This is a genomic window from Streptomyces humicola (genome assembly GCF_024436035.1).
In the GTDB taxonomy this organism is placed as follows: domain Bacteria; phylum Actinomycetota; class Actinomycetes; order Streptomycetales; family Streptomycetaceae; genus Streptantibioticus_B; species Streptantibioticus_B humicola.
This window is the reverse complement of record NZ_JANFNG010000003.1, coordinates 293296-314213: the sequence shown is the minus strand read 5'-3', so window position 1 is coordinate 314213 and position 20918 is coordinate 293296. Positions and strand designations below refer to the sequence as shown.

Here is a 20918-nt window from a genome sequence, read left to right as displayed (position 1 = left end):
AGCTCACCCGGTTGGCGGGTGAGCAGTCCAGGAGACGGATGGGACCGCGGAGTGCGGGGCTACGACGGCTACGAGGCTGACGACCACCTCTCGCAGTTCGAGGCCGAGATGGAACGGCTTCGGAAAGAGCGGGACAAGGCCGTCGACCACGCAGACGACCTGGGCTACCAGGTGGAGGTGTTGCGCGCCAAGCTGCACGAGGCGCGCCGCCGAATCACCCAGCCGCGTGGTTACGAGAACATCAGCCACCAGGCCGAGCAGCTGCTGCGCAACGCCCAGATCCAGGCCGACCAGCTGCGCGCCGACGCCGAACGCGAGCTGCGCGAGGCCCGCGCCAAGACCCAGCGGATGCTCCAGGAGCAGGCCGAGCGCCAGTCCCAGCTCGAAGCCCAGTGGCACGAGGAGGCGGTCGCTCGCCGCCGCCGCCTCGACGAGGAGCTGGCCGAGCGCCGCTCGACCGTCGAGTCGCACGTCAACGAGAACGTCGCCTGGGCCGAGCAGCTGCGCTCCCGCACCGAGTCCCAGGCCCGCAGGCTGCTCGACGAGTCGCGGAACGAGGCGGAGGCGGCGCTTGCCGCGGCGCGCGCCGAGGCGGCCCGCCTGACCGAACAGGCCCGCGAACGGCTGGAGTCGTCCGCCTCCGAGGCCCGCGCCGAAGCCGAAGCGATCCTGCGGCGCGCCCGTACCGACGCCGAGCGGCTGCTCACCGCCGCCTCCACGCAGGCCCAGGAGGCCACCGACCACGCCGACCAGCTGCGCACCGGCGCCCGCGCGGAGTCCGAGGAGGCCAGGCGGGAAGCCGGCGAGCTGACCCGGCGCGCCGAGACGGCGCTGGCCGATGCCGAGACCGCGCTGCGCGAGGCCCGCACCGAGGCCGAACGGATCCGCGCCGAGGCGGAGGAGACGGCGGCCAAGCGTCTCTCCGGCGCCGAGGCCGAGAACGAGCAGCGCACCCGTACCGCCCGCGCCGAGATCGCTCGCCTGGTCGCCGAGGCCACCAAGGAGGCCGAGGGCCTCAAGGCCGAGGCCGAACAGGTGCGTGACGACGCACGCGCCGAGGCGGAACGGCTGGTCGCCGAGACCGCAGAGGCCGCGCGCTCCGCCGCCGCGGAGGACGCCGCCGCCCAGCTCGCCAAGGCCGCCCGCAGCGCCGAAGAGGTCCTCGCCAAGGCGACCGAGGACGCCCAGGCCGCAACCCGGGCCGCCGCCGAAGAGGCCGAACGGATCCGCCGCGAGGCGGAAGCCGAGGCCGAACGGATGCGCGCCGAGGCGGCCGAGACCGCCGAGCAGCTCAAGGGCGCGGCCAAGGACGACACCAAGGAGTACCGGGCCAAGACCGTCGAACTGCAGGAGGAGGCGCGGCGGCTGCGGGGCGAGGCCGAGCAGCTGCGCGCGGAGGCGGTCGCCGAGGGCGAGCGGATCCGCGGCGAGGCGCGCCGCGAGGCGCTGCAGCAGATCGAGGAGGCCGCCAACAAGGCCGAGGAGCTGCTGACCAAGGCCCGCGGCGACGCCGACGAGCTGCGGCAGTCCGCCACCACCGAGTCCGAGCGGGTGCGCACCGAGGCGATCGAGCGCGCCTCCGCCCTGCGCCGCCAGGCCGAGGAGGCCCTGGAACGGGCCCGCGCCGAGGCCGAGTCGCTGCGTGCCGAGGCCGAGGAGGCCGCGAGCCAGGTCCGGCAGGAGGCGGAGAGCGACGCCGGGCGGGTGCGCACCGACGCCGTGGAGGCGGCGCGCCGCCTCCACGAGGAAGCCCGCGAGGAGCTCGACCGGCAGCGCTCGGAGCTCAGGCAGCGGCTGACCGCCGCGGACGAGACGCTCCGCGAGGCGGGGGCCGAGGCCGAACGGCTGCGCCGGGAGGCGGCCGAGGAGGCCGACCGGATCAGGTCGGAGGCCGCCGAGCGGATCCGCGCACTGCAGGCCGACGCCGAGGCGGAGGCCGAACGGCTGCGCACCGAGGCCGCCTCCGACGCCTCGCAGGCCCGTGCCGAGGGCGAGTCCGTCGCGGTGCGGCTGCGCAGCGAGGCCGCCGCAGAGGCCGAGGAGCTGCGCAGCCAGGCGCGCGAGGCCGCCGACCGGATGCGGGCGGAGGCGGCCGCCGCCGCGGAACGGACGGAGACCGAGGCCACCGAGGCGCTCGCCGCGGCCCGCGAGGAGGCGGCCCGGCGCCGCCGTGAGGCCGAGGAGCTGCTGGCGGACGCCCGGCGCGAGGCCGAGCAGGAGCGCTCCGGTGCGCGTGAACAGAGCGAGGAACTGCTCGCGTCGGCCCGTAAGCGTGTCGAGGACGCCGGCGCCGAGGCCGAGCGGCTCGTCGCCGAGGCCGAGCAGCGCTCTGCCGAACTGGTGGCCGCGGCCGAGCAGACGGCACAGCAGGTGCGCGACGCGGTCGCCGGGCTGCACGAGCAGGCCGAGGAGGAGATCGCGGGGCTGCGCTCGGCGGCCGAGCACGCGGCGGAGCGGGTCCGCACCGAAGCCCGCGCAGAGGCCGACCGGCTGCACGCGGACGCCAACGCCGAGCGGGAACGGGCCGGCCAGGACGCGGTGCGCCTCCGTCGCGAGGCCCACGAGGAGGCGGAGGCGGCGAAGGCCCTCGCCGAGCGGACCGTCGCCGAGGCGATGGCCGAGGCCGACCGGATCCGCGACGAGGCCCGCGCCGACGCCGACCGCAAGCGCAGCGAAGCCGCCCAGCAGGCCGACGACTTGGTCGCGGGCGCGGCCGAGGAGGCCGGACGGCTGCGCACCGACGCCGACGAGCGGGTCACCCGCGCGGCCCAGGACGCCGAACGCATCGCCCAGGAGGCGGAGCAGACGCGCCGCGACGCGGAGGAGCACGCCGCGGCCGCGGCGGCCGAGGCCGACCGGATCCGCGACGAGGCCCGCGCCGACGCCGACCGCAAGCGCAGCGAAGCCGCCCAGCAGGCCGACGAGCTGCTCTCCGAGGCGACGGCGGAGGCCGAGCGCATCGCCGCCGAGGCCCAGGCCGACGCCGTGCGCAAGGCCACGGCGGCCGAGGAGCAGGCGGACGCGATGGTCGGCGCGGCGCGCGCCGAGGCCGAACGTCTCGTCAGTGAGGCGACGGCGGAGGCCAATTCCCGGGTGGAGCGTTCCCGTGCGGACGCCGACACGTTGCTTGCCGAGGCCCGCCGGGACGCAACCGCGATCCGGGAGCGCTCCGAGGAGCTGCGCGCCCGCGTGGAGGCCGAGGTCGAGGAGTTGCACGAGCGGGCCCGCAAGGAGTCCGCGGAGGCGATGAAGTCCGCGGGCGAACGCGTCGACAAGCTCGTGGCAGCCGCCACCGAGCAGTTGACAGAGGCTGAGGAGAAGGCACGCAATCTGGTCGAGGAGGCGGAGAAGAAGGCGGCCGAGCTGTCCGCCGAGGCGTCCGCGGAGGCCGGCAGGATCCGTATCGCCGCGGTGAAGAAGGCCGAGGGACTGCTCAAGGAGGCCGAGCAGAAGAGGGCGGAGGCCGAACGGGCGGCGGAGCGCACGGTGGCCCAGGCGCGCTCGGAGGCGCAACGGATCGTCGAGGAGGGTCGTCGTGAGCTGGACGTACTCAAGCGCCGTCGAGAGGACATCAACGCGGAAATCTCCCGGGTGCAGGATGTCCTGGAGGCGCTGGAGTCGTTTGAGGCACCGGCGGGTGGAGGTAAGAAGGCTCCTGGCGTACCGAACCAGACGGGGCCCGTCAGGGCGGGCGCCGGCGCCGGAACCGCTCGTTCGAGTGGCAAGCGGTCCGAGGACGCTCCACTCGATTGAGGGGACATTCTCCAGACCTTACGGACATCCGCTCGATGACACGCCGTCCGGCACCCTAGGATTCCCTCTATCACCTCACCGGTCTCTTTGACAGGAACCCCATGAGCGACACTTCCTCCCCCTTCGGCTTCGAGCTCGTGCGGCGTGGATACGACCGCGGACAGGTGGACGACCGCATCACCAAGCTCGTCGCCGACCGTGACAGCGCCCTGGCCAGGATCAGCGCGCTGGAGAAGCGCATCGAGGAACTCCACCTCGAAACTCAGAACGCCCAGGCACAGATCAACGACGCCGAGCCGTCGTACGCCGGTCTCGGTGCCCGCGTGGAGAAGATCCTCCGTCTCGCCGAGGAGGAGGCCAAGGACCTGCGCGAGGAGGCCCGCCGGGCCGCGGAGCAGCACCGTGAGCTGGCCGAGGGGGCGGCCAACCAGGTGCGTGCGGACGCCGAGTCGTACGCGGCCGACCGCAAGGCGAAGGCCGAGGACGAGGGCTCGCGGATCGTCGAGAAGGCCAAGGGCGAGGCCAGCCAGCTGCGCGCCGAGGCCCAGAAGGACGCGGCGGCCAAGCGCGAGGAGGCGGACGCGCTCTTCGAGGAGACGCGTGCGAAGGCCGCCCAGGCCGCGGCCGACTTCGAGACCAATCTCGCCAAGCGGCGTGAGCAGTCCGAGCGCGACCTGGCCTCTCGTCAGGCCAAGGCGGAGAAGCGGCTCGCGGAGATCGAGCACCGCGCGGAGCAGCTCCGCCTCGAAGCGGAGAAGCTGCGCACGGACGCGGAGCGCCGGGCCCGCCAGACGGTGGAGACGGCCCAGCGCCAGGCGGAGGACATCGTGGCCGACGCCAACGCCAAGGCCGACCGCATCCGCAGCGAATCCGAGCGCGAGCTCGCCGCGCTGACGAACCGTCGCGACAGCATCAACGCCCAGCTGACCAACGTCCGCGAGATGCTGGCCACGCTGACGGGCGCGGCGGTCGCCGCGGCGGCCAACCCGGAGGACGAGACGCTCTCCCGCGGCGTCCCCGCCCAGCAGTCCCGCTGACGCAGGCGCGCCGAAGCCCCCGCCCGTGCAAGGGCGGGGGCTTCGCCCTGGTGCGCCACCCACAGCGCCGCGGGGTGCCAAGCCCCTGGCTCCCGCGGTATGGGAGGCTCGCCCACACCCCCGGCAGCGCCCCGCACCCCTGGGGTGCCTGGGGCGCGCAAGAGCGCTGCCCCTCGCACACGGCCAGGACGAAGCCCCCTGCCCCCGCACGGCCTGAGCACGCAGCCCCCCATCACCCCGCAGGGGCCTTCACCCGCGCGGCGCGCGCTCGCATGCTTCGGCGCGCAGGGGGGCGGGTATCCGCCTAGCGTGAGCGGCATGATTGAGCTGCACGGGCTGACCAAGCGGTTCGGCGAGAAGCTGGCCGTGGACAGCCTCACGTTCTCCGTGCGGCCAGGCATGGTCACCGGGTTTCTCGGGCCGAACGGCGCCGGGAAGTCGACCACCATGCGGCTGATGCTCGGTCTGGACCGGCCGACCGCCGGGGACGTACGGATCGACGGCAAGCACTACCAGGACCTGGACGAGCCGCTGCGCTACATCGGGGCGCTCCTGGAGGCCCAGGCCCGGCACCCGGGGCGCAGCGCCTACAACCACCTGCTGTGCCTCGCGCAGAGCAACCGCATCCCGCGCGCCCGCGTGGCCGAAGTCCTCGATCTCGTCGGGCTGCAGGCGGTGGCGAAGAAACGCACCAAGGGTTTCTCGCTCGGCATGGGCCAGCGGCTCGGCATCGCTGCCGCCCTGCTCGGCGACCCGACGATCCTGATGTTCGACGAACCCGTGAACGGGCTCGACCCCGAAGGCATCCACTGGATCCGCAACCTGATGAAGCGGCTCGCCGCCGAGGGCCGCACCGTCTTCGTCTCCAGCCACCTCATGAGCGAGATGGCACTCACGGCCGACCACCTGGTGGTGATCGGCAAGGGCAAGCTGCTCGCGGACACCACCATGGCGGAGTTCATCCGGCAGAACTCCCGTTCCTTCGTACGGGTGCGCACGCCTCAGCCGGAGCAGCTGCGCGACGCCCTGCACGGCGCCGGGATCACGGCGGTGACTGCTGCCGACGGCTCGTACGAGATCAGCGGCGTGACCGCCGCCCGTCTGGGGGATCTGGCGGCGCAGCACCGCATCGTGCTGCACGAGCTCAGCCCGCAGCAGGCCTCGCTGGAGGAGGCGTTCATGCAGCTGACCGCGGAGACGGTGGAGTACCACGCGCACGAGACGCCGCCACCCGAACCGGTCGCCGCCGAGCCGGTCGCCGAGCCGGCCGGCGCCTGGGGCGAGAACTGGCAGCAGCGCGGTCGGGGCCGGTCGGGCGAGGGAGGCTGATCATGGCAGTGGTGCCCGCTGTCCTCAGATCGGAGTGGACCAAGATCCGGTCGGTTCGCTCCACGGTGTGGACGCTCTCACTCGCGGTGCTGATCACGGTGGCGCTCGGCGTGCTCATCTCCGCCCTCACCAACAACAACTTCAGCAGGATGCCAGCGAGCGAGCAGATCACCTTCGACGCCACGTACACCAGCTTCGCGGGGATGAGCCTGGGGCAGCTGCTGATGATCGTGTTCGGGGTGCTCGTGGTCAGCAACGAGTACAGCACGGGCATGATCCGCGCCTCGCTGGCCGCCGTACCGCAGCGGGGGACCTTCCTCTTCAGCAAGATCGCGGTCGCGACGCTGCTCGCTTTCGTCGTCGGCGAGATCACCGCGTTCATCGCCTTCTTCGCCGGGCAGGCGTCGCTCGGCTCGCACAGTGCGCACATCAGCGATCCGGGCGTCCTGCGCGCGGTGTTCGGTGGCGGCCTCTACCTGACGCTGATCTCGGTCTTCGCCATGGGGTGCGCGGCGATGCTGCGCAGCCCGCTGCTCTCGCTCGCCATCCTGATGCCGTTCTTCTTTCTGATCTCCAACATCCTGCACGCCGTGAGCGCGACCCGGCACGTCGCCAACTACCTGCCGGACCAGGCAGGGCAAAAGGTCATGATGGTGGTGACGACGGGTGATTCCCGCCCCTACGGTCCCTGGATCGGCCTGCTCATCATGGCCCTGTGGGTGATCGCCGCACTCGTGGGAGGCTACGCCGTGCTGAAGGAGCGGGACGCCTGACCTTTTCGGCCCCGCCCGCCGGAACCATTTCGCGTCCCGATAGCCTCCTAAGCCTCACGGGGGCGTTGTGCCCCTCCATGTCAGGCGAGGGACAGGACGGGAGCATGATCGAGGCACGGGGCCTCACCAAGACCTACGGCGCGAAGACCGCCGTGTACAACCTGTCGTTCCAGGTGCGTCCGGGAAGCGTGACCGGCTTCCTAGGCCCCAACGGCGCAGGCAAGTCGACGACGATACGGATGGTCCTGGGCCTCGACGCGCCCACGTCGGGGACGGTGACCATCGCCGGCCGCCCGTACCGCCAACTGCCCAACGCACCGCGCCAGGTGGGCGCCCTGCTCGACGCCAAGGCGGTGCACGGCGGGCGCAGCGCACGCCACCATCTGCTGTGTCTCGCCCAGTTGTCCGGCATCCCGAAGAGCCGGGTGGACGAGGTGCTCGCCCTCGTCGGCCTGCAGGAGGTGGCGGGCAAGCGCTCCAAGGGCTTCTCGCTCGGCATGGGCCAGCGGCTGGGCATCGCCGCGGCGCTGCTCGGCGACCCGCAGGTGCTGCTGTTCGACGAGCCGGTCAACGGGCTCGACCCGGAGGGCATCCACTGGGTCCGCAACCTGATGAAGCGGCTCGCCGCCGAGGGCCGCACCGTCTTCGTCTCCAGCCACCTCATGAGCGAGATGGCGCTCACCGCCGATCATCTGATCGTGATCGGGCGCGGCCAACTGCTCGCCGACATGAGCGTGAAGGAGTTCATAGCCCGCAACTCCACGGCGTACGCGAAGGTGCGGACTCCCGACGATGCGGAGCAGCGGGAGAAGCTGACCGCTGCGCTCGCCGAAGCGGGGGCGGGCGTGCAGCCCGAGCCGGACGGCGCGCTGCGGGTCACCGGGCTCGAACTGCCGCGCATCAGTGACGTCGCGCACGGCACGGGGGTACGGCTATGGGAGCTCTCCCCGCACCAGGCCTCCCTGGAGGAGGCCTACATGCAACTCACCCAGGGCGCGGTCGACTATCGCTCGGCGCAGCCGCCCGGGTGGGGGTACGGGCAACCGGGGCAACCGCAGCCGTACGCACCTCAGCAGCCCTACGCACCACAGCAGTTCGCGCCGCCCGGGTCCTTCGGTCCGCCGCCCGCCGCTGCGCAGCCGCAGCCGGCGCCGCCCGCCCCTGCCGCCGACCCGACCGCTGCGCGTGAGACCGAGGACCGCTGAGATGACGACCCCCTACCAGGCGACCCCGTACCAGGCGTACGCCTCGCCGATCCCGGTCCAGTCCACCGGCCTCGGCCACGCGCTGCGCTCCGAGTGGACCAAGATCCGCACCGTCCGTTCCACCATGTGGACGCTGGGTGTGATGCTGGTGCTCGTCATCGGCATCGGCCTGCTCGTAGCGAGCCTGGTGAGCAGCCACACCCCGACGGGCACCCCGGTCCTGGCCTTCGGCTTCTTCGGTGTGCTGCTCGGCAGCCTGCCCGTCATCACCCTCGGCGTGCTGGTGATCAGCTCCGAGTACAGCACGGGCATGATCCGTACGACGCTGACGGCGTGCCCCAGCCGCTCACGGGTGCTCGCCGCCAAGGCGATCGTCTTCGCGCTCATCGCCTTCGTACTGTCGACGCTCGCCTGTCTGATCGTCGCGGGCGCCGACGCCGGGATGATCACCGGTTCCGGCATTCCGTCCCCGTCGGGCAGCCAGTGGCTGCGCGCGACGGTCGGCGCCGGCCTCTACGTGGCGCTGCTCGGCCTGCTCGCCCTCGCGGTGGGTGCGATGCTCCGGCACTCGGCGGGCGCGATCACGGCGATGCTCGGCGTCGTGCTGCTGCCGCTGCTGCTCGCGCTGTTCATGGCCACGCAGTCGCTGGCGACGGTCCGCACCAAGCTCATCGAGTACTCGGTGCCCAACGCGATCGCCACCCTCTACGGCATCCCGATGCTGAGCACCGGTCCGCAGGGCTGGACTCCGCTGTGGATACTGGCCGGCGTCACCGCTGTCGCGCTCGCCGGGGCACTCTTCGTCATCAACAAGCGTGACGTGTAGCCGGGTTCACCGGTTCAGCAGGGTTCAGTAGCGCGGCGCGTTCCGGGACCGCTGGAGCTTGGCGCTCCGGCGGTCCCTCGCGTTCCAGCAGGCGCGGTGCCAGTGGCGCCGGTCGTCCACGCCCCCGTACTCGGGCCACGCCACCACATGCCCGACGCCCGGCGGGATCTCCTGGTCGCAGCCCGGGCAGCGATAGGTCTTGCCGGTGGTACCGGCGACCGGTTTCATCACCCACTCCTGTCCCTGCCAGCTCTCCGTGCGCTCCAGCCCGTGGCGTTCGCCCTCCGGCCGCCGTTCCGGCTTGTCGGACCGTTGCGGGCGGTTTCGGCGGGGGGACACGCGGACACCTCACTGACAGCGGCACATTGCTCTGGGGCTACGGGGCTGAAAAAACAGCGTACGCGGTGGCACGGAATCCCTGTAACCCTCGCCCGGAACACCCGCGGGCGGTGCACCATCGCCTCAGACCATCACGCCATCACGCCATCACGCAGTAAATATTCACGACGGCACCGCACACACCGTGCCTTCGGCACGTGTCGCGCGTTAGTGCCATTGGGGAGCCTCGCTCGGGCGAGGAAAGAGGTGTCAACATTGCGTATCGGGGCATTCGCGCTCTCGGCCCAGTTCCCTGGCCAGGGCCACGCCGAGGCGCTGCACCGCACGGTGCGGACCGCCGAAGCGGCTGAGCAGGCCGGGCTCGACTCCGTCTGGCTTGCGGAGCATCACTTCATGCCGTACGGGGTGTGCCCGTCGGCGATCACTCTGGCCGGACTGCTGCTCGGCCGGACCCGCAGGATCGGCGTGGGCACGGCGGTCAGCGTGCTGCCGACGCTGCATCCGGTGGCCCTCGGCGAACAGGCCGCCATGCTCCATCTGACCTCCGGCGGGCGGCTGACGCTCGGCGTGGGTCGCGGCGGCCCGTGGCAGGACCTCGAAGTCTTCGGCACCGGAGTCGAGGCGTACGAGCACGGTTTCCCAGAGTCGCTCGATCTGCTGCTGCGGTGGCTGCGCGAGCCGCGGGTGGGGGCCGACGGCGAGCGCTACCGCTTCCGTGAGGTCTCCGTCGTACCGCGCGCGGACGAGATGGTCGACGACGAGGGCGCAGCGGCCGGCGGGCCCGAGGTGATAGTCGCCTGCACCTCACCCGTGACCGTACGGCTCGCCGCGGAGCGCGGACTGCCGATGCTGCTGGGCATGCACTGCGGTGACGAGGAGAAGGCCGAGATGGTCGCGTTGTGGCGCACGACGGCGCTGGCCTGCGGAATGTCACCGGATGAGGTGAAGGCCGCCGGGCACGTCTCGGCGGGCGTGGTCCAGATCGCCGATCGTGCGCAGGACGCCGTCGAGACGTTGACGAAGGCGCTGCCGGGCTGGCTGCAGCGCGGGCTCGCCGCACATGTGACCGTCGACGGCCGCGCACGTGCCATGCGCGACCCGTTCGCCTACACCGAACTGCTCTGCGGGCTGCACCCGGTGGGCACCCCTCGGCTGTGCGCCGACAAGCTCGCCGCGACCTCGGAGCGCACGGGTATCACCCGATTCGCGCTGCTTGTCGAGGGCTCCGGCGACATGGCCGAGACCGAACGCAATGTGACGCGCCTGGGAAGTGATGTGCTCCCGCTGCTCGCGTAGTGGCGAGCGCAACGGGAGCACGGGAATCACCGCCCGCCGACGCAGTCGGCTGATGGAGCAGAGTGACAAGGATGGCGATACGAGGAACTCAGCAGTCCCTCAGCTCCGGTGATTGGTTGAGCAGTTGAGCCCGAACGGAGGTGAACCGGGCAAGCCTCGCGTCGACCGAGGGATCGAGTGGGAAGACGGCGACGCGGTGGCAGTTCTGGAATGCGAGACGGACCCCGAAGTGCCGTTGGAGCGCGCCGCGTATGGCATCGCTCGCGAGTGCGCGAAGCAATTGGCCGCGCGCGTGCTCGTCCGGCGGCGGGACCTGGTTGTCGGCGAACTCTCCCCCATCTACCTTGAGTTGTGCCACCAGAGAACTGATCATCTCCCATGCGTAAGGCAGGGAAGTCCGGACGCAATCGACGAATTCGGATTCGTCGACCTCGCCTCGCTCGGCCTGTTCGAGGAGGGCCGGTGAGACGTCGAGCGACATGGGTACTCCTCTCGCGACCCCGAGCCGGGCCCGGGGCCTCACGGACAACGGAGGGAAGCCACCGGTCCTGAAGCCGTGGACTCGGCTCCAACTCCCGCACGGCGGACTCCCGGCTCCAACGGTAGGTGCGAAGGCCCGGCCGCACCAGGAGCTTGCGCGCACAACCGGCCAACCTCGCGTGCCCGGCTTAGGGCCCTATGAGTGACCTGTCCCATACAGTCTGCGCATCCCCCGCCACACCGGGTGGCGATCAACGGGCCTCGTCGGAACGCCGGAACGGAACGGGAATCGCGTATCCCGCCCCGGTTCGAGTAGCGTGGCCGACCGTGCGTCTCGTCATTGCTCGTTGCTCCGTGGACTATGTGGGCCGGCTCACCGCCCACCTGCCCCCGGCACCGCGACTTCTCCTGATCAAGGCCGACGGCAGTGTGTCGATCCATGCGGACGACCGCGCCTACAAACCGCTCAACTGGATGTCGCCGCCCTGCACTCTCAAGGAGGAGGACAGCCAGTGGACGGTGGTGAACAAGGCGGGTGAGCGGCTGATCATCACCATAGAAGAGGTTCTCCACGACTCCTCTCACGAACTCGGCGTGGACCCCGGGTTGATCAAGGACGGGGTCGAGGCACATCTGCAGGAACTCCTGGCGGACCGCATCGAAACCCTCGGCGAAGGCTGGACGCTGATTCGGCGCGAATACCCCACGGCCATCGGCCCGGTGGACATCCTGTGCCGCGACGCGGACGGCGGGACGGTCGCCGTTGAGATCAAGCGACGCGGCGAGATCGACGGCGTCGAACAGCTCACGCGCTATCTGGAACTGCTCAACCGGGATCCCCATCTCGCCCCGGTCAAGGGCGTCTTCGCGGCCCAGGAGATCAAGCCGCAGGCACGCGTCCTTGCCACCGACCGCGGGATCTCCTGCACGATCCTGGACTACGACGGCCTGCGCGGCATCGAGGACGACAAGCTTCGCCTGTTCTGAACCGCTTCAGAGAACGTCTCAGAGAAGAAGGGCCCGGCGCGGGGATGCGCCGGGCCCTTCTGCGTGGTGTGTGGTCAGCCGGTCGGGGAGGCGGACGAGGAAGACGAGGAAGACGAGGAAGACGAGGAAGACGAGGACGAGCTGGAGGGTGAGGCGCTCGTGCTTCCGCTGCTCGACGGGCTGCCGGTAGGCGTCTGGGACGTGCTGGGGCTCGGCGGAGAGCTGCCCGAGGTCTGCGTCGGGGTCGGGGAGGGGCTCGTGGTCGGTGTCGGGGTGGGCGACGTCGTCGGGGACGGCGACGAGGTGCGGCTCGTCGTCGGCGTGGGCGTCGGCGTCGGCGTCCGACTGTGACGCGGCGACGGCGGCCCGCTCGTGACGGGACCGCCCGGCGCCGTGGAGCCGGCCGTGGGCGACGGGTTCCCGGACGGGCTTGAGGAGGCGCTGGGCGAGGCGCTCGCCCGCGCCGTCGGGCGGTGGGAGGCGCCGTTGGCGCCCGCCGGTTGCTCCGCGGGAAGACCGCTGCTGTCGTCGGTCTGCTGCGCCGACTCGGAGGGGGCGGCACCCGTGGGCGTGGCATGCGCTCCGTTGTTGCCCGACGTCGCGCCGATTGTGACGACTGTGCCGAAGACGGCGGCGAGCACCGCGCCCGCCCCGGCCACCGCCAGGTTGCGGCGCCTGGCGGATGCCGGACGTCCCCGGTGGCTCGGCGGGTCGGCCGGCACAAGCGGGGTGACGGCGGTCTCGGTGACGTCCGCCGCGTCCGGCTCGGCCGGCGGTATGCGCCGTCCCACTGTCGGCTGCGGCGACGCGCTGCGGATGACGGGCATGGCCGGAACGGCGGGCACGTCCTCGCCCACCGGGCCTGCCGGGCTCGTCGGCACCGCCGGACTCACCGGAGCACGCGGCGGCGTCAGTCCGCCCAGCCGGTCCGTCACCAGTGCGAGCGTACGCCGGCCCACCACGGTGCCCTGGCGGTCGGCGAGCACACCGCGCATCCCTATCGACGCTTCGAGCTCGGTCCGCGCCCGCTCCGGGTTGCCGGAGCAGAGCGCGAGGACGCCCAGTTCGTGGTGGAAGTAGGCCTCTTCGCCGACCTCTCCCGCCAGCCGCGCCGACTCCAGTCCGATGCGCAGCGCCCGCTCCCAGGCGCCCCAGTTGAGGGCGGCGGCGAAGGCGGGCGCGGCCGTCCGCGCGAGCTGCACCGCGACGCCCGGCTGCCCGCAGCTCTTGGCTGCGGCCATGGCGGCGAGCACGGCGTCCGACTCCGCGCCGATGCGCTCAGCGGCGATCGACGGGTGGCCGGTCCACCAGGCGTAGTGCTCGGCGGCGGTACGGGCCTTGGCTCCGGTGTCCGGGACGCTCTCGACGAGCTGTGCCCGTATCCCAGCGGCGAGCCGGTAATGCGGGCCGGCCGCCGTGACCAGGCCGCAGCCGACGAGTTCGGCGAGCGCGGCGTCGGCGTGCGTGTCGCCGACCAGGGCGGGCAGATGGGAGGGGTGCGGGCAGTCCCCGCCGAGCGCGACGGCGTAGCGCAGCGTCTGCTCGGCGGCGGTGCTCAGCCCGGCCGCCAGCACTGCGGCGGGGTCGGCCGCCTCCGCGAGCGACGGAAACGGCTCGGGGGCGCGGCCGGGGAGGGTCGCCTCGAAGGGCGATGCGTCATCGGCCGGCGGCTGCGGCTGTACGTGGCGGCGGCGCAGCAGCGCGCCCGCCTGCACGAAGCGCAGCGGCAGCCCCTCACAGGCGAACCACAGGTCCTGCGCCAGGGCCGTCTCCGCCTCGGCCAGGGGGCGCCCTGCGGTGCGTTCCATCAGCTCGAGGCAGGCCGCCTTGGACAGGCCGGGGAGAAAGACCTCTTCGATGTGCGAGTCGGCCGAGGGGGCCGCGACATCGGGGGTCGCGGAGATCAGGAAGGCGCACTCGGCAGCCGCGGCGAGCAATTCCTCCAGGGCCGCCCCGCCGAACTCGATGTCGTCCAGGACGACGACGGCACCGATCTCGCGGACCCGCTCCAGCAGCCGCGGGCGGTCGGGGCGGGCTCCCTCGGTGCGGTAGACGGTGGCGTACAGGTCGTACAGCAGATCGGCCGGGGTGCGATGGTAGCCGGTCAGACGGACGACGCCGTCGGGGGCGAGGCCGGTGCAGCGTTCGGCCGTCAGCGACAGCAGCGCGGTGCGGCCCGAACCGGACGGGCCGGTCACGCGCACGGAACGGCCGCGGCCCAGCAGCCGCACCAGGCGATCGCTCTCCTCGGTGCGTTCGAGCAGCGGGGCGGGGGCGGGTACCCCGGCCGGACCGCCCACGGGCGCGGGGAGAGCGGCGCGGCGGCGCGCCTCGCGCTCCTCCTGGTCACGGCGCTCCGGCGACGGCACCCGGTCGCGCGGGCAGAGCTCGACCTCGCTGCCGTCGACGGGGTTGACCGTCAGCAGGTACTCACCGGCCACGACCTGTGCGGTGCGGGCGGCTCCGGCCGTGCGTGAACCGGACGCGTGGCCGGCGCCGCCCGTGGCCGTCTGCGGCGGCTGCTCCACGTGTCGTATAGGCGTGGTGTCGTCGGCCCCCATGCCGGGGGCGTCTTCCTCGGGTCCTCGGGTGTGTGGGTCCATCGTCCGTCTCCGCCCCCATAGCGCATGGCGTCCGGGATGTGTGGTACTCCCCTGGCCCTCCCGGGCATGGGTAACCCCGGAGAACCGAACCTTAAACCGTCGCACACCGCCCGCGCTCACCCGGGGGCGCCACGCCGGGTCAGCGGCGGGGCAGGGTCTGCGCAGCCGGGGCGTCCGTCACGCCGAGTCCCCGGTCGATGGTGAGGATGCGGTGCAGGCGGGTGGCGACAAGCAGCCGCTCCATCTGCGGCGGCACGCCGCGCAGGACGAGCCTGCGGTTGGCCCGTCCCGCACGGCGGTGCGCTTCCATGATCACGCCGAGGCCCGTGGCGTCCCACGAGTCGAGTTCGGTCAGGTCGAGCACGAGGTCTCCGCGGCCGGAGTCGACCGCGGAGTGCAGGACCGTACGGGCGTCCGCCGCGCTCCGTACGTCGAGGCGGCCCCCGACGGCGAGCTCGGCGTGGTCGCCCTTGATACGCATGCGTGCTCCCAATGGATGTGGATCCCCGTCATCGGTCAGTCGGTCGGTGAGCCGGCGAGTCGTAGGTTCACGAATCCGTTCAGTCTCACCGCAACTGACGAGCCGTCGCCCCCTTGCGTTGCCGTCCGTGAGCGAACCGATACCCAATTCACTCTTGCGGGTGATACGCGCCGTAGGCTGTCAGTAACGGTAGAAGCCCTGCCCGCTCTTGCGGCCGATATCCCCTGCATCAACCATGCGCCGCATGATCTCCGGCGGGGCGAACTTCTCGTCCTGGGACTCTGTGTAGATGTTCCCGGTCGCGTGCAACAGGATGTCCACACCCGTCAGATCGGCGGTGGCGAGCGGGCCCATCGCGTGTCCGAAGCCGAGCTTGCACGCGGTGTCGATGTCCTCGGCGGAGGCGACCCCGGACTCGTAGAGCTTGACCGCCTCGACGACGAGTGCGGAAATCAGGCGCGTCGTCACAAACCCGGCCACGTCGCGGTTGACGACGATGCAGGTCTTGCCGACACCCTCGGCGAACGCGCGCGCCGCAGCGAGCGTTTCGTCGCCGGTCTTGTAGCCGCGCACCAGCTCGCACAGCTGCATCATCGGGACCGGCGAGAAGAAGTGCGTGCCGACGACGCGTTCCGGACGCTCCGTCACTGCGGCGATCTTCGTGATCGGGATGGCGGAGGTGTTGGAGGCGAGCACCGTCTCCTCGCGCACGATCTTGTCGAGCGCGCGGAAGATCTCCTGCTTGACCTCGATCTTCTCGAAGACCGCCTCGACGACGATGTCTGCGTCGGCCGCAGCGTCCAGGTCGGTGGTCGTGGTGATCCGCGCGAGCGCCGCCTCGGCCTGTTCGGCCTCCAGCTTCCCCTTGGCGACGAACTTCCCGTACGAGGCCTCGATACCGCTCTTCCCCCGGGCCAGCGCCTCGTCGGTCACATCACGCAGTACCACTTCGTAGCCGGCCTGGGCCGACACCTGCGCGATCCCGGAACCCATGAGCCCCGCCCCGATGACGGCGAGCTTCTTCGCCACGACACACCCCACTTCTCGCAATGCGCTTGTGGCCGGACCTTAACGCCCGTTCACGCTCCTGCGCAGCAGGAAGAGGCGGGAGTCACGGTGTGTTCTTCGTCGCTCGTCACGACGGGCATGCGGTCGGCTCAACGCGGGGGGTAGAGCCGGAAGCTGGTGGTGTCGAGCGAGAAGTCGAAGGGGGACGGCAGGAGCACGGGCTCGCCGAACTCGCTCGTCCGCGTGGTCCGGTATACGCCGCCGTGGGGCTCTGAGTACAGCTCGCAGACACCGTCGTTCGGGTCGATCAGAACGTAGAGCGGGATGCCGCTCCTGGCATACCACATGCGCTTCTTGATGTAGTCGCTGTCCTTGTCGGTCGAGACAATCTCGACGATCAGCTCGACGCGATCCGCGGGAAATGGGTTGGCGTTGTCGTCGGCTTTACCGGCTGCAGTGACGACCGTGTCGGGCTTGGGCTCGAAGCCAGCCACCTGCGAGATGAGAGCCTGCTCCGTCAACGACCACCAGCCGCGCGTGATGAACGCACTGGCCACGGAGGCCTGGATGAAGTTGTGGATCGGGGTCGCCGAGGCCTGCATCTTGATGTTCCCGTCGATCAGCTCGATCTTGTAGCCGTCGAACTCGGGAATGTCTTCCAGCAGGCGTACCAAGTCGTGGGCGTTGCCCTGGTCCATCACCGTCATGGCACCTCCTCGCCTCCCCGCCCCATCGTAGTGCCGACTGCTGCGCCGAGCTTGGCAGAGATAGCCTGCTCACATGGTCCATCTCTCGCGTATCTACACCCGCACGGGTGACGACGGCACAACAGCTCTCGGGGACATGAGCCGGGCGCCCAAGACCGATCCGAGGATCGGCGCGTATGCCGATGTGAACGAGGCGAACGCCGCGATCGGGGTCGCCGTCGCGCTCGGCGGGCTCGACGAGGAGATCGCCGCCGTACTGGTGCGCGTGCAGAACGATCTGTTCGACGTGGGGGCGGACCTGGCGACGCCAGTCGTCCAGGAGCCGAAGTACCCGCCGCTGCGGGTCGAGCAGAGCTATATCGACAAGCTGGAGGCGGACTGCGACCGCTTCCTCGAAGGCCTGGAGAAGCTCCGCAGCTTCATCCTCCCCGGTGGCACGCCCAGCGCGGCCCTGCTCCACCAGGCCTGCACGGTAGTGCGGCGCGCCGAGCGCTCGACGTGGACGGCCCTGGAGACGTACGGCGAGTCGATGAATCCCCTCACGGCCAAATACCTCAATCGCCTCTCCGACCTGCTGTTCATTCTGGCCAGGACGGCGAACAAGGAGCGCGGCGACGTGCTCTGGGTACCCGGCGAGAACCGCTGACCGCGGCGAGCGGGCGTTACGCGACGTTGACGCGCTGGCCAGGCGGGGCGGCTTCGAGCCATGCGAGGAAGCCGGTCAGCGCGTCGTCGCTCATCGCCAGCTCGAGGCGGGCACCCCGGTGGGTACACGCCAGCACCACGGCGTCGGAGAGCAGCGCCAGCTCCTCCTCGCCCTGCGGATGCCGGCGTTCAACGACTTCGATCGCGGCGCGTTCGAGCACGCGGCGCGGCCGCGGTGCGTACGAGAAGACGCGGAACCACTCGACGCGGTCACCGCTGTAGCGGGCGACCCCGTAGACCCACCCCTTACCGGAGTGGCCCTCCGCATCCGCCGCGTCACGCGGGGTGCGCAGGCTGCAGTCGAAGGTGCCGCCGGGCCGCTGGATCAGCCGGCGGCGCAGGCCGAAGACGAAGAGTCCCAGCAGCGCCACCACGAGCGCGGTTGCGAACGCCTGCAAGGCGAGGACCATGTCCACTGACCTCCTCGCCTCGGGTCCGGGGTTGCCGGACACTCACCAAAAGCCAAAGCTCTTTCTGCGGTCGAGCCGCGGAGCCGCCCTCGTCGGCGCTCCGCGGCCCGAGACAGGTCTCAGTACGTGCCTGTGGCGGCGCGCAGCCGGATGGCGGCGCGCTTCTCGGCGACGGCGTCCGCCTCCGACTTGGCACGCTCGAACGCACGCTCGGCGCGCTCGACATCGATCTCGTCGGCAAGCTCGGCGATCTCGGCGAGAATCGAGAGCTTGTTGTCGGAGAACGAGATGAATCCTCCGTGCACGGCGGCGACGACAGTGCCGCCGTCGGTCGTGCGGATGGTGACAGGGTCGGACTCCAGCACGCTGAGCAGCGGACTGTGGCCCGGCATGATGCCAATGTCGCCCGACGCCGTGCGCGCGACGACGATCGTGGCTTCGCCCGACCAGACCTTGCGGTCGGCGGCGACCAGCTCGACGTGCAGCTCGGCCAAGATGGCTCCTCGGGTCTCCACCCACCGGCTCCGGCAGGTGATGGGTCACAGGATAACGGGGCGTGGGTCGGGGGCGGGACCAGCCCGCCCCCTCACACGCTCCGGGCGCGAGGCGTCAGGAGACGCCCAGCTTCTTCGCGTTGGCCTTGAGGTCGTCGAGGCCACCGCACATGAAGAACGCCTGCTCGGGGAAGTGGTCGAACTCGCCGTCGGCGATCGCGTTGAACGCCGCGACCGACTCGTCGAGCGACACGTCGGAGCCGTCCACACCGGTGAACTGCTTCGCCACGTGGGTGTTCTGCGACAGGAACCGCTCGATGCGGCGGGCCCGGTAGACCGTGGTCTTGTCCTCTTCGCCCAGCTCGTCGATACCGAGAATGGCGATGATGTCCTGGAGGTCCTTGTACTTCTGCAGGATCCCCTTGACACGCATGGCGCAGTCGTAGTGGTCCTTGCTGATGTAGCGCGGGTCCAGGATGCGGGACGTGGAGTCCAGCGGGTCCACGGCCGGGTAGATGCCCTTCTCCGAGATCGGCCGGGAGAGCACCGTCGTCGCGTCGAGGTGCGCGAAGGTGGTCGCCGGAGCCGGGTCGGTCAGGTCGTCCGCCGGGACGTAGATCGCCTGCATCGAGGTGATCGAGTGGCCGCGGGTCGAGGTGATGCGCTCCTGCAGGATGCCCATCTCGTCCGCGAGGTTCGGCTGGTAACCCACCGCGGAGGGCATACGGCCGAGCAGCGTGGAGACCTCGGAGCCGGCCTGGGTGAAGCGGAAGATGTTGTCGATGAAGAACAGAACGTCCTGCTTCTGCACATCGCGGAAGTACTCCGCCATGGTCAGACCGGCCAGGGCCACCCGCAGACGGGTACCCGGCGGCTCGTCCATCTGACCGAAGACCAGCGCGGTCTTGTCGATGACGCCGGAGTCGGTCATCTCCTCGATGAGGTCGTTACCCTCACGGGTGCGCTCACCGACCCCCGCGAAGACCGACACACCGTCGTGGTTGTTGGCGACACGGTAGATCATCTCCTGGATGAGCACCGTCTTGCCCACACCGGCGCCGCCGAACAGGCCGATCTTGCCGCCCTTGACGTAAGGGGTCAGCAGGTCGATGACCTTGATGCCGGTCTCGAACATCTCGGTCTTCGACTCCAGCTGGTCGAAGCTCGGAGCCTTGCGGTGGATCGTCCAGCGCTCGGAGCCCTTGACCGAGTCGGGGTCGGTGTTGAGGACCTCACCCAAGGTGTTGAACACCTTGCCCTTGGTGACGTCGCCGACCGGCACGGTGATGCCGGCGCCGGTGTCGGTCACCACGGCCTGGCGGACCAGGCCGTCGGTGGGCTGCATGGAGATCGCACGGACCAGGCCCTCGCCCAGGTGCTGCGCGACCTCGAGGGTCAGCGTCTTCTTCTCTCCGGCCTGGGAGGGGTCGGAGACCTCGACGTGCAGTGCGTTGTAGATCTCCGGCATCGCGTCGACGGGGAACTCCACGTCGACGACCGGGCCGATGACTCGCGCGACACGGCCCGTCGCTGCGACCGCCTCAGGGGCCGTCTCAACAGAGGTTGTCATGATGTTCAGTCACTCCCCGCGGTCGCGTCGGCGAGGGCGGAAGCGCCACCGACGATCTCGCTGATTTCCTGGGTGATATCGGCCTGGCGGGCCGCGTTGGCAAGCCGCGAGAGCGACTTGATGAGCTCCTCGGCGTTGTCGGTCGCCGACTTCATCGCCCGGCGGCGGGCGGCGTGCTCGGAGGCGGCCGCCTGCAGCAGGGCGTTGTAGATCCGGCTCTCGACGTACCGCGGCAGCAGCGCGTCCAGCACGCCCTCGGGGGACGGCTCGAACTCGTACAGCGGACGCAGCTTGCCGCTCTCCTCCGTCTCGACCTCGTCGAGGCTGAGGGGCAGCATCCGGCGGTCGACCGGCGTCTGCGTCATCATCGACACGAATTCCGTGAAGACGATGTGCAGCTCGTCGACGCCGCCCTCCGCCGTGTCCGCGATCACGGACTCGATCAGGGGGTCGGCGACCCGCTTCGCGTCCGCGTACGTCGGGCTGTCGGTGAAGCCCGTCCACGACTCGGCGATGTCCCGGCCACGGAAGTTGTAGTACGCGACACCCTTGCGGCCCACGATGTAGAGGACGACCTCCTTGCCCTCGGAGCTCAGCCGCTCCGTGAGCCGCTCGGCGGCCTTGATCGCGTTGGAGGAGTAGCCGCCCGCCAGACCGCGGTCGCTGGTGACGAGCAGGATCGCGGCACGGACGGGGTTGTCCGCCTCGGTGGTCAGCGGGTGCTTGTGGCCGGAGCCCGTGGCAACCGCCGACACCGCGCGCGTCAGCTCATCGGCGTACGGGGTGGAGGCCGCCACCGCGCGCTGCGCCTTGACGATGCGGGCAGCGGCGATCATCTCCATCGCCTTGGTGATCTTCTTGGTGGCGGTGACGGAGCGGATGCGGCGCTTGTAGACCCGAAGTTGGGCGCCCATG

19 protein-coding genes are annotated in these 20918 nt (G+C 70.9%); 9 read left to right on the top strand and 10 right to left on the bottom strand.

The annotated features are described in order from the left end of the window. Positions 1 to 51 precede the first annotated feature (51 nt). From scy to NGB36_RS07450, 6 genes are all read left to right on the top strand, one after another. The gene (gene scy, locus NGB36_RS07475; RefSeq protein WP_308288815.1) at positions 52 to 3753 is read left to right on the top strand and encodes a polarized growth protein Scy; all 3702 of its coding nucleotides are present in this window, start codon (positions 52 to 54) and stop codon (positions 3751 to 3753) included. Between the two features lie 101 nt (positions 3754 to 3854). Continuing rightward, positions 3855 to 4790 (top strand): coiled-coil domain-containing protein, encoded by a 936-nt coding sequence (locus NGB36_RS07470; RefSeq protein WP_255919324.1) that lies wholly within the window; start codon positions 3855 to 3857, stop codon positions 4788 to 4790. A gap of 318 nt (positions 4791 to 5108) precedes the next feature. Next, complete coding sequence (locus NGB36_RS07465) at positions 5109 to 6119, top strand: ABC transporter ATP-binding protein (RefSeq protein ID WP_255919323.1); 1011 nt, start codon at positions 5109 to 5111, stop codon at positions 6117 to 6119. Positions 6120 to 6121: 2 nt separating this feature from the next. After that, a complete protein-coding gene (locus tag NGB36_RS07460) occupies positions 6122 to 6892 on the top strand; it encodes an ABC transporter permease (RefSeq protein ID WP_255919322.1) in 771 nt (256 codons plus the stop codon). 104 nt (positions 6893 to 6996) lie between these two features. Beyond that, complete coding sequence (locus NGB36_RS07455) at positions 6997 to 8097, top strand: ABC transporter ATP-binding protein (RefSeq protein ID WP_255919321.1); 1101 nt, start codon at positions 6997 to 6999, stop codon at positions 8095 to 8097. A gap of 1 nt (position 8098) precedes the next feature. After that, positions 8099 to 8923 carry a DUF2705 family protein gene (locus NGB36_RS07450; protein ID WP_255919320.1) on the top strand — a complete coding sequence of 275 codons (825 nt, stop codon included), beginning with the start codon at positions 8099 to 8101 and terminating at the stop codon, positions 8921 to 8923. 24 nt (positions 8924 to 8947) lie between these two features. Here the strand turns inward: NGB36_RS07450 and NGB36_RS07445 are convergent, their stop codons facing one another. Then, positions 8948 to 9262, bottom strand: coding sequence for an Rv1322 family protein (locus tag NGB36_RS07445; protein ID WP_255919319.1), 315 nt, complete (start codon positions 9260 to 9262; stop codon positions 8948 to 8950). A gap of 255 nt (positions 9263 to 9517) precedes the next feature. On the opposite strand from NGB36_RS07445, the gene NGB36_RS07440 reads away from it, so the two are divergent. After that, positions 9518 to 10558 (top strand): LLM class flavin-dependent oxidoreductase, encoded by a 1041-nt coding sequence (locus tag NGB36_RS07440; RefSeq protein ID WP_255919401.1) that lies wholly within the window; start codon positions 9518 to 9520, stop codon positions 10556 to 10558. 88 nt (positions 10559 to 10646) lie between these two features. On the opposite strand, the gene NGB36_RS07435 is transcribed toward NGB36_RS07440, so the two are convergent. Then, positions 10647 to 11039, bottom strand: a complete 393-nt coding sequence (locus NGB36_RS07435; RefSeq protein ID WP_255919318.1) for an SCO5389 family protein — start codon at positions 11037 to 11039, stop codon at positions 10647 to 10649. 326 nt (positions 11040 to 11365) lie between these two features. Here NGB36_RS07435 and nucS point away from each other — a divergent pair, with 326 nt between their 5' ends. After that, positions 11366 to 12025: an endonuclease NucS gene (nucS, locus tag NGB36_RS07430; protein ID WP_255919317.1), complete on the top strand. Its 660-nt coding sequence runs from the start codon at positions 11366 to 11368 to the stop codon at positions 12023 to 12025. 74 nt (positions 12026 to 12099) lie between these two features. Here the strand turns inward: nucS and NGB36_RS07425 are convergent, their stop codons facing one another. The 4 genes from NGB36_RS07425 to NGB36_RS07410 form a co-directional block, all read right to left on the bottom strand. Continuing rightward, the gene (locus tag NGB36_RS07425; RefSeq protein ID WP_255919316.1) at positions 12100 to 14628 is read right to left on the bottom strand and encodes an ATP-binding protein; all 2529 of its coding nucleotides are present in this window, start codon (positions 14626 to 14628) and stop codon (positions 12100 to 12102) included. A 139-nt stretch (positions 14629 to 14767) separates the two neighbouring features. After that, positions 14768 to 15109, bottom strand: coding sequence for an STAS domain-containing protein (locus tag NGB36_RS07420; protein ID WP_255919315.1), 342 nt, complete (start codon positions 15107 to 15109; stop codon positions 14768 to 14770). 180 nt (positions 15110 to 15289) lie between these two features. Continuing rightward, a complete protein-coding gene (locus tag NGB36_RS07415) occupies positions 15290 to 16138 on the bottom strand; it encodes a 3-hydroxyacyl-CoA dehydrogenase family protein (RefSeq protein ID WP_255919314.1) in 849 nt (282 codons plus the stop codon). Positions 16139 to 16266: 128 nt separating this feature from the next. Next, positions 16267 to 16824: a Uma2 family endonuclease gene (locus tag NGB36_RS07410; protein ID WP_255919313.1), complete on the bottom strand. Its 558-nt coding sequence runs from the start codon at positions 16822 to 16824 to the stop codon at positions 16267 to 16269. A gap of 73 nt (positions 16825 to 16897) precedes the next feature. Here NGB36_RS07410 and NGB36_RS07405 point away from each other — a divergent pair, with 73 nt between their 5' ends. Beyond that, a complete protein-coding gene (locus NGB36_RS07405; protein WP_255919312.1) occupies positions 16898 to 17470 on the top strand; it encodes a cob(I)yrinic acid a,c-diamide adenosyltransferase in 573 nt (190 codons plus the stop codon). A gap of 16 nt (positions 17471 to 17486) precedes the next feature. Here NGB36_RS07405 and NGB36_RS07400 read toward each other — a convergent pair whose 3' ends face one another. The 4 genes from NGB36_RS07400 to NGB36_RS07385 all read right to left on the bottom strand — a co-directional run bounded on the left by NGB36_RS07400 (position 17487) and on the right by NGB36_RS07385 (position 20917). Further along, positions 17487 to 17939 carry a DUF2550 domain-containing protein gene (locus NGB36_RS07400; RefSeq protein WP_255919311.1) on the bottom strand — a complete coding sequence of 151 codons (453 nt, stop codon included), beginning with the start codon at positions 17937 to 17939 and terminating at the stop codon, positions 17487 to 17489. A 119-nt stretch (positions 17940 to 18058) separates the two neighbouring features. Further along, positions 18059 to 18436 (bottom strand): F0F1 ATP synthase subunit epsilon, encoded by a 378-nt coding sequence (locus NGB36_RS07395; RefSeq protein WP_255919400.1) that lies wholly within the window; start codon positions 18434 to 18436, stop codon positions 18059 to 18061. A 112-nt stretch (positions 18437 to 18548) separates the two neighbouring features. Beyond that, positions 18549 to 20003 carry a F0F1 ATP synthase subunit beta gene (gene atpD / locus NGB36_RS07390; protein WP_255919310.1) on the bottom strand — a complete coding sequence of 485 codons (1455 nt, stop codon included), beginning with the start codon at positions 20001 to 20003 and terminating at the stop codon, positions 18549 to 18551. Between the two features lie 5 nt (positions 20004 to 20008). Beyond that, entirely contained in the window at positions 20009 to 20917 is a 909-nt protein-coding gene (locus NGB36_RS07385; protein WP_255919309.1) for a F0F1 ATP synthase subunit gamma, read from the bottom strand. Position 20918: the final 1 nt, after the last annotated feature.

Coding starts and splice junctions, on each gene's coding strand:
- NGB36_RS07470 (WP_255919324.1), top strand. CDS start 3,855: ATGAGCGACACTTCCTCCCCCTTCGGCTTCGAGCTCGTGCGGCGTGGA.
- NGB36_RS07465 (WP_255919323.1), top strand. CDS start 5,109: ATGATTGAGCTGCACGGGCTGACCAAGCGGTTCGGCGAGAAGCTGGCC.
- NGB36_RS07460 (WP_255919322.1), top strand. CDS start 6,122: ATGGCAGTGGTGCCCGCTGTCCTCAGATCGGAGTGGACCAAGATCCGG.
- NGB36_RS07455 (WP_255919321.1), top strand. CDS start 6,997: ATGATCGAGGCACGGGGCCTCACCAAGACCTACGGCGCGAAGACCGCC.
- NGB36_RS07450 (WP_255919320.1), top strand. CDS start 8,099: ATGACGACCCCCTACCAGGCGACCCCGTACCAGGCGTACGCCTCGCCG.
- NGB36_RS07435 (WP_255919318.1), bottom strand. CDS start 11,039: ATGTCGCTCGACGTCTCACCGGCCCTCCTCGAACAGGCCGAGCGAGGC.
- NGB36_RS07425 (WP_255919316.1), bottom strand. CDS start 14,628: ATGGACCCACACACCCGAGGACCCGAGGAAGACGCCCCCGGCATGGGG.
- NGB36_RS07420 (WP_255919315.1), bottom strand. CDS start 15,109: ATGCGTATCAAGGGCGACCACGCCGAGCTCGCCGTCGGGGGCCGCCTC.
- NGB36_RS07410 (WP_255919313.1), bottom strand. CDS start 16,824: ATGACGGTGATGGACCAGGGCAACGCCCACGACTTGGTACGCCTGCTG.
- NGB36_RS07405 (WP_255919312.1), top strand. CDS start 16,898: ATGGTCCATCTCTCGCGTATCTACACCCGCACGGGTGACGACGGCACA.
- NGB36_RS07400 (WP_255919311.1), bottom strand. CDS start 17,939: ATGGTCCTCGCCTTGCAGGCGTTCGCAACCGCGCTCGTGGTGGCGCTG.
- atpD (WP_255919310.1), bottom strand. CDS start 20,003: ATGACAACCTCTGTTGAGACGGCCCCTGAGGCGGTCGCAGCGACGGGC.
- NGB36_RS07385 (WP_255919309.1), bottom strand. CDS start 20,917: ATGGGCGCCCAACTTCGGGTCTACAAGCGCCGCATCCGCTCCGTCACC.